At 61.5% G+C, this 15,420-nt stretch carries 16 protein-coding genes; 13 read left to right on the forward strand and 3 right to left on the reverse strand.

The features are described 5' to 3' along the window. Positions 1-36: 36 nt before the first annotated feature. The 3 genes from prfA to QMG25_RS07355 all read left to right on the forward strand — a co-directional run bounded on the left by prfA (position 37) and on the right by QMG25_RS07355 (position 3,025). Positions 37-1,110, forward strand: coding sequence for a peptide chain release factor 1 (gene prfA / locus QMG25_RS07345; RefSeq protein WP_283458777.1), 1,074 nt, complete (start codon positions 37-39; stop codon positions 1,108-1,110). A gap of 136 nt (positions 1,111-1,246) precedes the next feature. Further along, entirely contained in the window at positions 1,247-2,113 is an 867-nt protein-coding gene (gene prmC / locus QMG25_RS07350) for a peptide chain release factor N(5)-glutamine methyltransferase (RefSeq protein ID WP_283458988.1), read from the forward strand. Positions 2,114-2,200: 87 nt separating this feature from the next. Continuing rightward, entirely contained in the window at positions 2,201-3,025 is an 825-nt protein-coding gene (locus tag QMG25_RS07355; protein ID WP_283458779.1) for an L-threonylcarbamoyladenylate synthase, read from the forward strand. Positions 3,026-3,102: 77 nt separating this feature from the next. Here the strand turns inward: QMG25_RS07355 and QMG25_RS07360 are convergent, their stop codons facing one another. Genes QMG25_RS07360 through QMG25_RS07370 form a run of 3 tightly spaced genes read right to left on the reverse strand, consistent with a single transcriptional unit; the run spans position 3,103 to position 5,998 of the window. Then, on the reverse strand, positions 3,103-4,113 hold the full coding sequence (locus tag QMG25_RS07360) for an NAD-dependent epimerase/dehydratase family protein (protein ID WP_283458781.1): 1,011 nt from the start codon (positions 4,111-4,113) through the stop codon (positions 3,103-3,105). Then, a complete protein-coding gene (locus QMG25_RS07365; protein WP_283458784.1) occupies positions 4,113-5,102 on the reverse strand; it encodes a glycosyltransferase in 990 nt (329 codons plus the stop codon). Before QMG25_RS07365 ends, QMG25_RS07360 begins: the two co-directional genes overlap by 1 nt. Next, a complete protein-coding gene (locus QMG25_RS07370; protein WP_283458787.1) occupies positions 5,099-5,998 on the reverse strand; it encodes a glycosyltransferase in 900 nt (299 codons plus the stop codon). The genes QMG25_RS07365 and QMG25_RS07370 overlap by 4 nt, the downstream gene beginning before the upstream one ends. 285 nt (positions 5,999-6,283) lie before the next feature. On the opposite strand from QMG25_RS07370, the gene QMG25_RS07375 reads away from it, so the two are divergent. The 10 genes from QMG25_RS07375 to QMG25_RS07420 all read left to right on the forward strand — a co-directional run bounded on the left by QMG25_RS07375 (position 6,284) and on the right by QMG25_RS07420 (position 15,390). After that, complete coding sequence (locus tag QMG25_RS07375; protein ID WP_283458789.1) at positions 6,284-8,074, forward strand: nucleoside-diphosphate sugar epimerase/dehydratase; 1,791 nt, start codon at positions 6,284-6,286, stop codon at positions 8,072-8,074. After that, positions 8,074-9,153: an MraY family glycosyltransferase gene (locus tag QMG25_RS07380; RefSeq protein ID WP_283458791.1), complete on the forward strand. Its 1,080-nt coding sequence runs from the start codon at positions 8,074-8,076 to the stop codon at positions 9,151-9,153. Before QMG25_RS07375 ends, QMG25_RS07380 begins: the two co-directional genes overlap by 1 nt. Before the next feature lie 59 nt (positions 9,154-9,212). After that, entirely contained in the window at positions 9,213-9,770 is a 558-nt protein-coding gene (locus QMG25_RS07385; RefSeq protein ID WP_283458793.1) for a Cg1360 family ATP-synthase-associated protein, read from the forward strand. After that, positions 9,767-10,021 (forward strand): hypothetical protein, encoded by a 255-nt coding sequence (locus QMG25_RS07390; RefSeq protein WP_283458795.1) that lies wholly within the window; start codon positions 9,767-9,769, stop codon positions 10,019-10,021. The genes QMG25_RS07385 and QMG25_RS07390 overlap by 4 nt, the downstream gene beginning before the upstream one ends. 91 nt (positions 10,022-10,112) lie before the next feature. Continuing rightward, complete coding sequence (gene atpB, locus QMG25_RS07395) at positions 10,113-10,925, forward strand: F0F1 ATP synthase subunit A (protein WP_283458798.1); 813 nt, start codon at positions 10,113-10,115, stop codon at positions 10,923-10,925. Between the two features lie 92 nt (positions 10,926-11,017). Further along, positions 11,018-11,227 carry an ATP synthase subunit C-like protein gene (locus QMG25_RS07400; protein ID WP_207344108.1) on the forward strand — a complete coding sequence of 70 codons (210 nt, stop codon included), beginning with the start codon at positions 11,018-11,020 and terminating at the stop codon, positions 11,225-11,227. A 76-nt stretch (positions 11,228-11,303) separates the two neighbouring features. Continuing rightward, a complete protein-coding gene (locus QMG25_RS07405) occupies positions 11,304-11,858 on the forward strand; it encodes a F0F1 ATP synthase subunit B (RefSeq protein WP_283458803.1) in 555 nt (184 codons plus the stop codon). Beyond that, positions 11,858-12,673, forward strand: a complete 816-nt coding sequence (locus tag QMG25_RS07410) for a F0F1 ATP synthase subunit delta (protein WP_283458806.1) — start codon at positions 11,858-11,860, stop codon at positions 12,671-12,673. The genes QMG25_RS07405 and QMG25_RS07410 overlap by 1 nt, the downstream gene beginning before the upstream one ends. Positions 12,674-12,787: 114 nt before the next feature. After that, positions 12,788-14,425 (forward strand): F0F1 ATP synthase subunit alpha, encoded by a 1,638-nt coding sequence (gene atpA, locus QMG25_RS07415; protein ID WP_283458990.1) that lies wholly within the window; start codon positions 12,788-12,790, stop codon positions 14,423-14,425. A gap of 71 nt (positions 14,426-14,496) precedes the next feature. Continuing rightward, entirely contained in the window at positions 14,497-15,390 is an 894-nt protein-coding gene (locus QMG25_RS07420) for a F0F1 ATP synthase subunit gamma (protein ID WP_283458808.1), read from the forward strand. Positions 15,391-15,420: the final 30 nt, after the last annotated feature.

Genomic DNA, 15,420 nt, shown 5'->3' on the forward strand with positions numbered 1-15,420 from the left:
TAATTAGACTTGACATACGCCGAGAGAGGTTTTGAAATGTTTGAATCCATCCACGGGCTCCTTGATGAGCACGCAGAATTGCAGATGCGCCTCAGCGAGCCGGAGGTGCATGCCGATCAGCGGCTGGCTCGAAAGCTGGGTCGCCGCTATGCGGAATTGTCCAACGTGGTGGAGGGCTACCATCAGGTGGAGTCGCTCGAGGACGACCTTGGAGCGGCCCGGGAAATGGCTGCCGAAGACGCTGATTTTGCCGCCGAGGTGCCGGTGCTGGAACAGCAGCTGGCGGCCGCGCAGGAAAAGCTGCGCCGCTTGTTGATCCCGCGCGATCCGGATGATGCCCGTGATGTGATTCTGGAAGTAAAGGCTGGTGAAGGCGGAGACGAAGCGGCCCTCTTTGCAGCTGACTTGGTACGCATGTACACCCGCTACGCCGATTCCTGTGGCTGGAAAACTGAAGTCATTTCCGCCACGGAGTCCGATCTGGGTGGTTACAAGGACATCTCCATCGCTGTGAAGGGCCGTTCCAACGACCCGGCCGAAGGCGTGTTTGCCCGGCTGAAATTTGAAGGCGGCGTGCACCGCGTGCAGCGAGTACCGGCCACCGAGTCGCAGGGACGCATTCACACTTCGGCCGCCGGCGTGCTGGTGCTCCCCGAAGTGGATGAGCCTGAAGAAGTGGACATCAGCCAAAACGATCTCAAGATAGACGTCTACCGCTCTTCGGGCCCGGGCGGCCAGTCGGTGAACACCACCGACTCCGCCGTGCGCATCACCCACATTCCCACAGGAATTGTGGTGGCCATGCAGAACGAAAAGTCGCAGCTGCAGAACCGTGAAGCCGGCATGCGTGTGCTGCGTGCCCGCATCCTGGCACACCGGCAGGCCATTGTGGACGCGGAGAACTCTGCCACACGCAAGTCGCAGATCCGCACCATGGACCGTTCGGAGCGCATTCGCACCTACAACTACCCGGAGAACCGGATTGCCGACCACCGCACCGGCTACAAGGCGTACAACCTTGATGCCGTGATGAACGGCGACCTCGAACCCGTGGTGCAGTCGGCCATTGAAATGGACGAGCAGTCACGCCTGGACGCACTGGGTGACTGATCCCCACGCCCTCCCGGACCCTGACGCTGGCGCGTCAGTTTCCGGGGCCCTCGGGCGCGTGGGCCCAGAATTGCCGGCCGAAGAAATCGCTGGCGCGATTTTTTCGGAACCTGGCAAACGTGGGCCCAGCCGCGCGCTGCCTGGCACGCCATTGGCAGACGCCGTGCGGGATGCGACGGCGGCCCTTGCGGCCGCCGGCGTGCCCTCGCCTGCCGTGGATGCGCAGCTTTTGGCTGCCCACCTGGTGGGCGTGGGACGCGGGGAACTGGCTGCCATGTTATTTGGCACAACTGCGACACCAACGGGTTATGCGGAACTGGTGGCCCGGCGAGCCGCCCGTGAGCCCTTGCAGCACATCACCGGAGTGGCGTACTTCAGGCACCTCGAGTTGGCCGTCGGCAAGGGTGTCTTTGTGCCCAGGCCGGAAACGGAATCGGTGGTGCAATTGGGCATTGATGTATTAACTCATCTGCACCAAAAACGGGGGCGTGAGTCCGAAGTTGTTGCCGTGGATCTCGGGACAGGCTCCGGCGCCATTGCTGCGGCCATGGCCACCGAAGTGCCGGGCAGCAGGGTGTACGCCGTGGAACTCAGTGCGGACGCCTACCCATGGGCGGCCAGGAACTTGGCGGGCACGGGAGTCGTGCTTGTGCAGGGAGACATGCGTGATGCCTTTGCCGAGCTTGACGGCTGTGTGGATGTGGTGGTGTCCAATCCGCCGTATATTCCAGCCGGCGCCGTTCCGCGAGATGTGGAAGTTCAGCGCCATGATCCGCACATGGCACTGTACGGCGGAGGAGCGGACGGCATGGAAATGCCCACCGCGGCCATGGCCACCGCGGCACGGCTGCTGCGACCCGGAGGCTTCTTTGTCATGGAGCATGCCGAAGTGCAGGCAGCACAGATGGCTGAACTTCTTGAAGCTGGCGGACATTGGAAAGATGTGTGCACGCACCATGACCTGACAGGGCGGGAGCGGGCCACCAGCGGCATTCGCCGCTAAGAGTTTGCGCCGATGTTTCACGGTCGATATTTCAGGGCCGGCCAATCGCGTTCGATTCCATGGGCGCCGTGATGAAAGAATGAACTTGTGAGCACCTCTTCTTATAACTGCACAAATGAAACCCAGCGTGTCGAGGGTTTGGCCGAGGCGAAGAAGGCCATTGACGCAAAGCAACTCATCGTCATGCCTACAGACACCGTCTACGGTATCGCCGCCGATGCGTTTTCACCCCGGGCCGTTGCCACCTTGTTGGCAGCCAAGGGCCGTGGCCGGAACATGCCGCCACCGGTGCTGATCCCGCGGATCGGCACCATGGAGGGGTTGGCAACGGACATCTCCGACGACGCACGCAAGCTTGCGGAAAAGTACTGGCCAGGGCCCCTGACCCTGATTTTCCACTCACAGCCGTCGCTGACCTGGGACCTGGGCGAGACGCAAGGGACGGTGGGGCTGCGTGTTCCCGACGATCAGCTTGCCCTTGACCTGCTCACGCTGACAGGTCCACTGGCTGTTTCCAGCGCCAACCGCACCGGGCAGCCGGCAGCGCAAACAGCTTCCGCGGCTCGCGAGCAGTTGGCTGAATCCGTGGAAGTTTACCTTGAGGGCGGATTCCGCCCCTTGGAGGGGACGGAGCCGGAGCCGTCCACCATTGTTGATGCCACGGGATTACGCCTGCGCGTGGTGCGTGAGGGCGCCATCTCGCTGGCGGAGATTCAGCGCGTTGTCCCCAGCGCACTGGGTGCGGATGTGGAGCCTGAAATGTGGTCCCCGCCCAGCCTGGCCAAGGAAGAACCTGCCGTTGACCTGACGAAGGTCCAGGCCACCGCTGATCCGGTCGATGAAGAGCTGGCCATTGACCTGGCCAAAGCCGAGCCTGCCGTGGACTTGGTCAAGCACGACTCTGCCGAGTAAACGGATCGCGGAGACACTGTGGAGCCGGAGCAAATGGAGCCGGGCCAGTGGAGGGGGAGCAACGGGGGACAGGGCGGTTAGCTGCCGCTGCGGGCTTGCTCGAGGAGGGCGCTTACGGCGGCGGCGGGCAGCACGCCTGCGGACTCGGCCCATCCCGGGGTTTGGGCCTGGCCAAACCACATCAGCTCAACCCTCCGGATGGGTCCGTGCAGCCGTTCTCCCAACAGCCGCGACAACAGGTATCCGACGTTCAAGACGGCCCGGCACAACCACGCGGGAAGTTTGATCGGTGTGCGTCCGCCTGCGGCAGCCAGCACCTCGGTGACGGAGAGGCCCTCCCACGGCTGCAGCACGAGTGCAGGCACATCCGCGGCATGCTGCCCGGCCTCTGCCACAAACCAGGCCAGGCCATGAATGGAACTCACCGGTGTGGGAGCGGTTCCCGGTGAAGCCACCGAGGCCAGCGGAGAACTGGCAACCTTGACGAGGGAGACGGTGGTGGGCCGGCTGGGTCCCTGCACCGAAGTGGCCCGGACCGTCACCAAGGCCGAAGAGGCAGGCGCCGTCCACTGGGCGTCGGCAGCCAACTGTTCAAGGACTTCCTCGCCCAAGGCTTTTGCACGTGAATACGCAGAAAACGGCGAACGGTCGCTGCTTTCGTCGATGACCCTACGATTTCCCTGAACAGACGCGCTGCTCAGATGCACCATGCGTCGGACTCCCGCGGCGTGGGCGGCCAAGGCCACCACGGCCGGCAGCAGGGCGTTGGCGCCGGTCAATTCAGCCGATTCCCCGCCCCCGGGCGTGGCGAGCCCTGCTGCGTTGACCACAACATCGACCCCCGTAAATGCTTGCACGAGGGTTGTGAAATCTTCCGCTTGTGATTTCCCCCGGGCTTCGGTGAGCAGCTCGGTTGCCGTCGAGGCATCGCTGCGCAGCCGGGGCGCCGCCAGGGTGGTCACCCGAGTGCCCCGGGCGAGAAGCTCGGCCACCAGTGCACTGCCCACAAACCCGGTGGCGCCCAGCACAAGCCATGTCTGCGGCCCCTGCCGGTCATTTCCCGGCGTTGCCTGTGCGTCAGTTGCCATCAGCTGTTCCCTGCCCGCCCATGCCCGCGAACAATCGCGGGCATGGGCTCAAAGTCGTTGGCCGCCATGATGCGGCGGGATTCGCGCCAGCCGTGGAGGAGCCGGCCTGTGCCACGCAAAGTCTTTTCCACGACGACCAGCCGCACGAGCTCCTTCGCCGCAGTCAGTGCAGTCCCCAGGCCAAACCCGAAGGCGTTGAAGTGGCCGTGGATGCGCAGGTAGTGCGCAAGAAGGCCGCGGTTGCGCATGACGTAGTAGCGGCTGAGATCGGATGAATCATTCAGGTGCCGAATGCCCAAGTCCACGCTGCGCTGGGCACGTGCCTTGTGCAACACAAACTCGTTCACGTAGCGCACGGGACGCTGCAGCGACATCAACCAGCCGTAAGTGGTGTCGTCCCAGTTCAGGAAGAAGCGCGGGTCCGGCAGTCCCGCCGCGCGGACGGCATCCTCGTGCAAGAGGATGCCCTCAAAACAGCCCACATTCGTGGTGAATTCATTGGATCGGGCAAAAACGTCGCCCCGCACAGGCAGGGGAATGCCGAGGAAGGTGTTGAAGGTGTGTTGCCAGAAAAAAGGCTCGCCGGCCGCGTCGTACCGCCGGCCCACCAGCACATCGTACTTGTCCATCCACGGACCGAAGGCGCCGATCGCCCCGGGAACGCAGGTGACGTCGTCGTCCATGAGCCACATCCACTGGGCGCCCTCGGCCAGGGCACGTTCAACACCGGCCGAAAAGCCGCCCGCGCCGCCGGAATTCCGCTCCAGCTGGTGCTCAACGACGGGAATGGGGAGCGGCAGGGCAGCCAGCTGCTCCCGTGCACGGCCAATCACGGACGCCGTCGAGTCGGTGCTGGCGTTGTTGACCACAATGACGCCGTCGGGGGCAGGATCCAGCGCCGCGACGGAATCCATGAGCCCTGCCAGATAGTTGGCCCGGTTGAAGGTGGTGATGACGATGAAGAACCGCCCGCGCCGTTGCAGGCTCAAAACTTCTGGTCCTTCATGGGGCCGAACTTCGCTCCGCGCAGGCCCGCCCCATACGTCCCGGCCCACTTCAGCAGGCCCTTGACGTCGCCCTTTTTCAGGAAGAACAGGGGATAGCCGACGGCGTCCGCCACCAAGGAGCGCACGCGGCGGTGCTTGCGGGTGAGGTAGCCGCGGTTGCGGTAGTAGTAGAACCGCTTGAAGGGTGTCTCGGGAACCAGCACGTGAAGGCGGTCGCCCAGCACCTCCTTGACCTCGCCCCAGCCGACCGGATGGGTCAGCGCCACGGATGTCACCGTGCCAAACTGCACTTTGGCCTCGCGCAGGCGCAACATGAAGTCGGTTTCGTCCCCGCGGATGAACAGGCGAAGATCGGGCAGGCCCACCTTGAAGAAGACGTCGCTGCGAATCAGTGCACCGTTGAAGAACTGGCCCACGTTCTCGATGAAGCCCAGTGGTTCCACCACGCTGCGCTCATGGGTCAGGTGGCCGTCGATGCGGAAAGGGAAAGACAGCTTTTCGGGGGAGCCGGGAGCCACAATCAACGGCACCACAACATCGAGCCGGCGGGCCTTGGCGGCCTCCAGCAGCGTGGCCAGGCAGGCCGGATCTTCGGGATGGGCGTCGTCGTCCATGATCCACACCCATTCGGCGCCCGAGGCGATGGCATTCAGGATGGCCAGCGAGAAGCCGCCGGCGCCGCCCAAGTTGGCCAGCGAACGCACATACCTCACGTCGGCGGGCGCCTCCGCAGCAATGGCCGCCACGGATTCCTGGCCGGAATCCACCAAGGCGATGGCATGCGGGGTGTGGGTTTGCTGCGAAAGGGCCCCCAACAAGGTGCGTACGTCCTCGGGCCTGTCAAAGGTGACGGCAGCGACGGCTACGGTATCGGTCAAGGATGGTCCTTTCGGGTGCTGCCCGCAGTGTTGCGGCATCCGGCACGGCTAAACAGGGGGTAAACCTTATGAAGGGATTAGTATTCATGTGTAGCCCCCACTTTAGTACAGCCGCCGCGGAGGATTGTTGTGCCGTGGACAACAGTGCCCTGGCAGGCAATCACAAGGCAGAATACGGAAATACGAATCACGTTGAATACCACCAGGACAGAGCCCGACGGAAAACCGGCAGTCACCCCAGGGGACAGTGACCGAAAACCTCGGCTGTGGCTTTGGTCACAAGCCGTGCTCGATTCGTTGGCCTGGGTGGTCGCCCTGTCATTGGCCGTCCTGTTGCGGTACGAGCTTGACGTGCACCTCATCAACTTCGCCGGGCTGGCGGTGCTGCTGGTGGTGGCGATCGCCACGCAGCTCATTGCCGGCTGGTACATGGCCCTGTACCGCGGACGTTACACCTTTGGCAGCATCCACGAAGCACGCGTGCTCATCGCCGTCACGCTGGTGGTGGGAGTGGTCACCAGCATCTTCCTCTCCATATTCATCAATGAGCTCCACGTTGCCCGTTCCGTCGCGGTCATAGCGTTTCCCTTTGCTGCACTGATCATGGCCGCCATGCGGTACGCCAAGCGCCTTTACGTCGAGGGCAAGCCGATTTTCGGCGAAGAAGCCCAAAAAACGCTGATCTACGGCGCCGGTTTTCTGGGCAATTCCTTGGTCACCCGCATGGTGCAGGACCCCGAGTCGCCCTACGTTCCCATGGGCCTGGTCGACGACGACTCCACCAAGAAGCACCTGCGGCTTAGTTCCGTGGGGGTCTTGGGCGGCGGCGACGAGCTCGCAGACATCATCAAGCGCACCAAGTCAACGGTGGTGGTCCTGGCCATGGCGCACATCAGCGCCAAGCGGATCCGCGAGATCTCCGACAGCGTCTCGGGCCTGGGCGTGAAGGTGCTGGTGCTGCCCCCGCTGCAGGAAATGCTCAGTGCCGACACAAACCGCGACAACACGGGCGGACTGACGGACTTCCGCGAGATCGACGTCGCCGACCTCATCGGCCGCACGCCCGTGGAAACCCAGGTGGAGCAAATTGCCGGCTACGTGCGCGGCAAGCGGGTGCTCGTCACCGGCGCCGGAGGCTCCATCGGCTCCGAACTGTGCCGCCAGCTGAATAGTTTCAAGCCGTCCGAACTGATCATGCTCGACCGCGACGAATCCGGTCTCCAGCAAACACAGCTTTCCATCGTCGGCCACGGGCTGCTCGACGATGCGAACATCGTGCTGGCAGACATCAGGGACGCTGAATCCCTACACCAAGTTTTTTCGGACCGGCGCCCGGAAGTCGTCTTCCACGCCGCCGCCCTCAAACATGCACCACTGTTGCAGATGTACCCGCAGGAAGGCTGGAAGACGAATGTCCTTGGCTCCCTGAACGTCCTGCAGGCCGCCCGCAGCGTTGAGGTGGAGACTTTTGTCAACGTCTCCACCGACAAGGCCGCCAGCCCCACCACCGCCCTGGGACACTCCAAACGGGCGGCGGAAAAGTTGACGTCCTGGATGGCGGGGGAGACGGGCAAGGGCTATGTATCGGTCCGTTTTGGCAACGTCATTGGCAGCCGTGGCTCAATGCTCCCGCTGTTCACCGACCAGATCAACAAGGGTGGCCCCGTCACGGTGACACACCCCGATGTGACGCGCTTTTTCATGACCATCCCGGAAGCTTGCCAGCTTGTCATCCAGGCCGGCGCCATCGGCCACGGCGGCGACGTGCTGATTCTTGACATGGGCGAGCCCGTGCGCATCATGGACGTGGCCGAGCGCATGATCGCGATGTCGGGCAAGGACATCAAAATTAGAATTACCGGCCTGCGCCCGTCCGAGAAGCTGCACGAACAGCTGACCGGTGAAGACGAAATCCAGGATGCCGACGGCCACGCCAAGATTTCACACACGCATGCCCGGCCGCTGAGTCCGACAGACTTGGACCTTGACCTGTGGCTGAAACGCTGCCGGGACGAATCAGGTCCCGAGGCCCCCTCCATTGACGAGTCCGACGGCGACATCGCGGCGGGTGCCTGATGGAACTCTGGGCACAACTTGCCGTAGGTGCCATCGCGCTTGTCCTGGCCCTGGCGCTGCCGTTGGTGGTGCGCCCGTTGCTGGCCCGCGCGGGGGTTCTCGACGTCCCCAACGCCAGGTCCTCGCACTCCGTCCCCACCATCCGGGGCATGGGAATCACGACGGCGGCCGCCCTGTCTGCTGCCGTTCTGGCCGCCATCTTCCTGCCCCAGTCGGGAACGGCGGGGCGCGGGGCCCTGACGCTCGTGGTGATTCTCGCCGTCGTGCTTGCCGCCTCGACGATTGGCTGGCTTGAGGACATTCACGGGCTGTCGGTGAAGGTCCGGGCGGGTTCGCAACTTCTTGTCGGCGGTCTGGCGACAGCCGCAGTGGCCATCATCGATCCGGGGCAGCAACAGTTGTGGCTGATTCCCGTCGGTGCCCTGGCGGTGGCCGCGTACATCAACGTTGCCAACTTCATGGATGGCATCAACGGCATTTCAGGCACGCACGGCCTGCTGGTGGGCGGCTTTTATGCCTATGCCGGGTTGGTGAGCGGGCATGCTTGGCTGGTGTATGTGGGCATTGCCATTGCGATGGCCTTTGCCGGGTTCCTGCCCTGGAACCTGGGCCGAAATCGCGTGTTTCTCGGCGACGTGGGCAGCTATTTGCTTGGCGCCTCGATCGCCGTTGCGGCCATGTGCGCCTTCTTGACGGGCGTGCCCGTGGAGTACGTTTTCTCGCCTGTGCTCATCTATCTGACGGACACGTTCGTCACGTTCCTGCGCAGGCTGCTGGCCGGCGAGCGTTGGTACGCGGCGCACCGCCAGCATGTGTACCAGCGCCTGACCATTGTTGGCTTGAGCCATGTGCAGGCCACGGCAGTGGTGAGTGCGGCGACCATCCTGGTGAGCCTGCTGGGCATCGCTGCAGTCCAAGGAGGGGAAGTCATCCAAATTGCGGCAACTGCGGCCGGCTTTGCCGTGGTGCTGGTCTATTTGCGCACCCCCACCTTGTTTCAAAACCATCTGCACAAGCGGGCCAAGCGGACGGCTGCAGGGGCCGCCCACGGCGAAAACTCGCCGGAACAATCGCGCTGACGGGCTCGTGTTGGGCCGCGCGTCGAAATGAACTTCTATCTCATGTAGAATTTCCACTGGTGACGTTCACCCCCTCCGACCTCCACCTGGGGTCGGCCTCCCAAGATGACGGAGTTCCCATGAAGGACAAAAGCACCCGCAACGGTGCTGCGGCCGGCCACGTGGTCGCCGCAGGTCCCTCGGAGAGTCCCAGCTGGAACATCCTGAAAAGATGTCTTTTGGTTGACGGCATTGCCGTGGTCGTCATGGTGGTGCTGGCCTTGATCTTCACGGATTCCGACGGCGTGCTTAGCGTGGTCTTTGGCTCCCTGCTTGTTATGGCCTTCTTTGGCCTGAGCTTGCTGGTGGGCCATATCTTCAGCAAGCGCATGCCACGGGCGGTCATCAGCATCTTTTTCATGACGTATTTTGTCAAGGTGGTGGGATTTGCCGTCGTGCTTTTTGCCGTGGGAACACCCGACTGGCTCAACAAACCCTGGTTTCTGGCCGGTGCCGTGGTGTGTGTCCTTTTGTGGCAGGCAACAGAGGTGGTCATCTTCAGCAGGCAGCGTTTTTTGCTGTTTGACGACTCGTCCGACTCCAGTGATGCGGTCAAGCCGAAGGATGCCTCTTCATGACGAACGGCTTTCCCGACTCCAATGAACCCGACCATGTGGTGGTGCCGCCGAAGGCGAACGCCGAAAAGCTGGACTACACCTACATTGTTGGCGGAATCCTGCTCTTGGGTTTGATAGGGTGGGGACTGGATAATTTGTTGCATACTGCTTGGATTCTGTACGCTTCCCTGCCTGTTGGGGTGGTTTCCGGTTATTTCCTGGCCCGGCACCATCAACGGCACAGCCGCCGCGATGATGCGGGGCAACAGTGATCTCCACCATCAGACTTTCTTACGGTGCTGACCATCTTTTGACGGGTCGCCACACTTGCCCTATGACCGAAACTGCAGAGAGGACAGCGCGTTGACCGCGTTTGCGCTTCCGATGGCCTCGAATGACGGTGGATTCGTTCCACCGACGATTAGTGACACCCACCTCCCGGACATCTTCCCCTGGATGGCCGAATACGGCACTGGGTTCGGCAAGCAGATGGTCATGATCATCTTGTCGGTCATTTTGATCGTCTGGTTCTTCAAGGCTGCTATCCGACACCCGAAACTGGTTCCCGGCCGGGTCCAGTTCTTTGCCGAAGGCTTCTACAGCTTCGCCCGCAACACCGTTGGCCGCGACATCATGGGTGAAAAGAATTTCCGCCCGTGGGTGCCGCTGCTCTTCTCGGTGTTCCTGTTCGTGCTGCTGAACAATATCTTTGGTGCTATTCCGTTCCTGCAGCTGCCCTCCTTCTCCCATGCGGGCAGTGCCTATGCCATTGCCCTCATCATCTACTTCACGTGGATTGGTGTTGGCGTGCAGAAGCACGGCATCCGCTACTTCAAGCTGGCAGTTGTTCCCACCGGTGTTCCCGGTTGGATCCTGCCGTTGCTGATTCCCTTGGAAATTATTTCCAACTTCATTGTTCGCCCGCTGACGCACTCCTTGCGTTTGATGGCAACCATGCTGGCCGGCCACATGATTGTGGTCCTGGCGGGCAGCGGTGCCCAGTACTTGATCATGGAACAGGACAACATCCTGCTCAACGCCACAGGCGTTGCAGTGATTGCCGGTTCCGTGGCCATGTACGCACTGGAACTGTTGATCATGGTCCTGCAGGCATTTGTGTTCACGCTGCTGACCGCGATCTACATCCAGGGCAGCCTGGAAGCGGATGCGCACTAAAGCTTGTCACTGCAGCACCCCTAGTTTTCTCCACAAAAGAAGCACCTCACAACCTGCCGGCACAACGCCGGTATCTTGAAAGGAACGAAATAATGCACGGCTCCCTTAATATGATTGGCTACGGCCTGGCAACAATCGGCTCGGCAATTGGCGTGGGCATGATCTTTGCTGCGTACATCAACGGTGTTGCTCGTCAGCCGGAAGCTCAGCGCATCCTGCAGCCCATCGCCCTGCTTGGCTTCGCCCTTGCAGAAGCACTGGCCATCCTGGCCCTGGTCTTCGCCTTCGTCGTTGGCGTCTAGTCCAAGGACTTTGCAGGCCCCGCCCTGCGGGGCTGAAATGTTCACGGACTAATATCAGATTAAGGAAAAGTGAGAAATGATTACCGCAGAAGTAATCCTCGCTGCTGGTGAGGGTGCAAACCCGCTGATTCCCAACTGGTGGGAAATTCTAGTCACGGCTGTTTCTTTCGCTGTTCTGCTCATCGTGGTGAAGAAATTCATCGCCCCGGCCTTCGAAAAGTCATACACGGATCGCGTGGAAGCCATCGAGGGTGGGATCGAGAAGGCAGAAGAGGCTCAGGCCGAAGCTAACGCCCTCTTGGAGCAGTACAAGGCCCAGTTGATGGACGCCCGCACGGAAGCCAATGGCATCCGCGAGGCCGCCCGAAGCGAAGGTGCCAACATCCTGGCCGACCTGAAGGCGAAGGCTGCAGAGGAATCTGCTCGCATCACCGCCCAGGCCCAGGTCCAGATCGAAGCCGAGCGCGTTGCAGCAGTGAACTCCCTCCGCAACGAGGTTGGCACTTTGGCCACATCGCTGGCAGGCAAAATCGTCGGCGAAGCCCTCGACGACGATGCGCGTTCCAACCGTGTGGTTGAACGCTTCCTGACCGATCTGGAAAACCAGGCGAACGCGGGTGCAACGAAGTAATGGCAGGTGTATCGAGCAAGTCATTGGCAGCGGCTTTGGAGTCGCTGGAACCCAAGCTCGCCACTGCGACGACCGCATTGGCCCGGGAACTCTTCGAAATCTTGGAGCTTCTGGACAGCAACGCCGGCCTGCGCCGCGCCCTGACCGATCCCACTCGTGAGAGTGCGTCCAAGTCAGCCTTGGCGAACCAGCTTCTGGCAGGAAAGGTCGGTGCCCAGGCACAAGAGATTTTCCTGGAGCTGGTTTCCGCACGATGGAGCTTGGCTCGTGACCTGGGCGATGCACTGGAAGTCTTGGCAGCAACATCGGCGATCGCAGTTGCTGAAGGCCACGGCGACGGCTCTGCCAACCTGGACAAGCTGGAAGAGGAACTCTTCGGGTTTATCCGGGTTGTTGGGTCCAGTCACGATCTGCAGCGCGCATTCGACGATGCGCAGGCGACGGACGCAGCCAAGGGCGCCTTGGCGCAGAAGGTTGTTCCCGGAGCCGGCGAAGTCGGCGAACTGTTGGTCCGCCAGGCCGCAACCGCCCCCCGCGGGCTCAAACCCACGGCCTTGGTGCAACGTTTCGTGGAATTGGTTGCCAAACGCCAGCAGCGTTGGATTGCCTACGTCAAGGTCACTCGTGGCCTGAGCGCAGAGCAGCTCAACCGCCTGCAAGCCGGTTTGAACCACCTCTATGGTCGCGAATTGAAGATCAATGTCACCATTGATCCGACATTAGTTGGCGGAATCAAGGTAGTTGTGGGAGCTGAGGTTGTAGACGCAACCGCAGCCACCCGGCTGTCCGAACTTCGCCGCCGGTTGGCAGTGTAGGAAACACTTTTGTTTCCTTGACAGCCAGTCCACAACAGACTGAATCAAACATTTCGGTTGCCACGCATGATTTTTAGCGGAGGCAGCCACAACTTAGGAGAGCAGGGACTGCAGATGGCCGACTTGACCATCAATGCCGACGACGTCCGCAATGCCTTGAATGAGTTCGCAGCGTCCTATGAACCGGGCAACGCGGAGCGCGTCGAGGTTGGCCGCGTCACGGCGGCGAGTGACGGCATTGCCAAGGTGGAGGGTCTTCCCTCCGTCATGGCCAACGAACTTCTTCGTTTCGAAGATGGCACACTGGGCCTGGCCCAGAACCTGGACACTCGCGAGATCGGTGTGGTTGTCCTAGGCGACTTCGGCGGGATCGCCGAGGGCCAGCAGGTTCACCGTACCGGGGAGATCCTCTCCGTGCCGGTGGGCGACAACTTCCTAGGCCGCGTCGTTGACCCCCTGGGTCAGCCGATGGACGACCTCGGCGAGATCGAAGCCGAAGGCCGCCGTGCCTTGGAACTTCAGGCACCGGGTGTTACCGAGCGCCAGTCGGTGACCGAACCGCTGCAGACCGGTATGAAGGCCATCGACGCCATGATCCCGATCGGCCGTGGTCAGCGCCAGCTGATTATTGGTGACCGCCAGACGGGCAAGACGGCACTGGCCGTTGACGCCATCATCAACCAGAAGGCCAACTGGGCTTCGGGCGACGTCAAGAAGCAGGTTCGCTGCGTTTACGTGGCAATCGGCCAGAAGGCTTCCACCATTGCAGCCGTACGCCAGACCCTGGCAGACAACGGCGCCTTGGAATACACCACGATCATTGCTTCGCCGGCGTCCGACCCGGCTGGGTTCAAGTACTTGGCTCCTTACACCGGTTCGGCCATTGGCCAGCACTGGATGTACGCCGGCAAGCATGTATTGATCGTGTTTGACGACCTGTCCAAGCAGGCTGAGGCCTACCGTGCCGTTTCACTGCTGCTGCGACGCCCGCCGGGCCGCGAGGCATACCCTGGCGACGTGTTCTACCTGCACTCGCGCCTGCTGGAACGCTGTGCGAAGCTCTCCGACGCACTCGGAGCAGGTTCAATGACCGGCCTGCCGATCATTGAAACCAAGGCAAATGACGTCTCGGCCTTCATCCCGACCAACGTCATCTCGATCACCGACGGCCAGATCTTCTTGCAGTCGGACCTGTTCAACGCCAACCAGCGCCCCGCCGTTGACGTGGGTGTCTCGGTGTCCCGCGTTGGTGGTGCTGCCCAGGTCAAGGCCATGAAGAAGGTTTCAGGCACCTTGAAGCTGGAACTGGCCCAGTACCGCGACATGCAGGCATTCGCCATGTTCGCCTCCGATTTGGATGCCGCTTCCAAGCAGCAGCTGACCCGTGGTGCGCGCTTGATGGAACTGCTCAAGCAGGGCCAGTACGCTCCGTTCCCGGTCGAAAACCAGGTTGTTTCAATCTGGATGGGCACCAACGGCTACTTGGACAATGTCCCGGTTGAAGATGTGCGCCGCTTCGAGACGGAGTTCCTCGAGCACTTGCGTTTGCGCACGTCGGTTTTGACCACCTTGGCGCAAACCAACCTGCTCGAAGACTCGACAGTTGAAGCGCTCAAGTCCAACATCGTTGACTTCAAGAAGGGCTTCTTCGGGGAGGGCGACGACCGTTTGGTCGGTGCCGGCCACGAAGAGTTCGATGCGCTTGCCGCAGAAGACGTCGGCCAGGAAAAGATCGTCAAGCAGAAACGCTGACACCATCCCTGAGACGGGTTGTTGGCCCGTGATGGGCCAACAACCCGAACAAGGATAAGGAAAGGACAAACATGGGAGCCCAGATCCGGGTCTACCGCCAGAAGATCGCCTCGACCACGTCGATGCAAAAGATCTTCAAGGCGATGGAACTGATCGCTACGTCCCGCATTGGAAAGGCACGCCAGCGTGTCGCGGCATCGTTGCCGTACTCCAATGCGATCACCCGTGCCGTTTCTGCCGTTGCGTCCCAGTCCGAGGTCGACCACCCGCTGACAACCGAGCCGGATAGCATCCGCCGGGCTGCAGTATTGGTGATGACTTCCGACCGTGGTCTTGCCGGTTCCTACTCCGCCAGCGTTTTGAAGCAGGCAGAGCACCTCATCGAATTGCTCCACGGAGAAGGAAAAGACGTCACGACCTATTTGGTCGGCCGCAAGGCGCAGGCGTATTTCGAGTTCCGTGGCCGCGATTACGCGAAGGTGTGGACCGGTGGAACCGATGCGCCGGAGTTTGAAACTGCACGTGAACTGCGCGAGGCTTTGCTGACCGACTTTGCCACCGACTTTGACGAGGGCGGCGTGGATGAAATCCATGTTGTCTACACCCAGTTCAAGTCAATGGTCGTTCAGGAGCCGGCAGTAATTCGTTTGCTGCCGTTGGAAGTTGTTGAGGAAGAAGTTGAATCCTCATCCGAGCTTCTGCCGCTGTACGAATTCGAGCCGAAGCCGGAGGACGTCCTTGACGCCCTTTTGCCGCGGTACATTGAATCACGCATCTTCGCAGCACTTTTGCAGGCTGCTGCTTCCGAACTCGCGGCACGTCAGCGGGCCATGAAGTCCGCAGGCGACAATGCCAACGATCTGATCAAGAAGTACACGCGTCTTCGTAACAACGCCCGGCAGGCTGAAGTTACGCAGGAGCTCTCCGAGATTGTTGCCGGCGCTGACGCGCTCAACGCCTCTTAGCAGCCCAATTCATACTTATTCAATGCCATC

This window comes from Arthrobacter sp. H35-D1, from assembly GCF_030063185.1.
Taxonomy (GTDB): domain Bacteria; phylum Actinomycetota; class Actinomycetes; order Actinomycetales; family Micrococcaceae; genus Specibacter.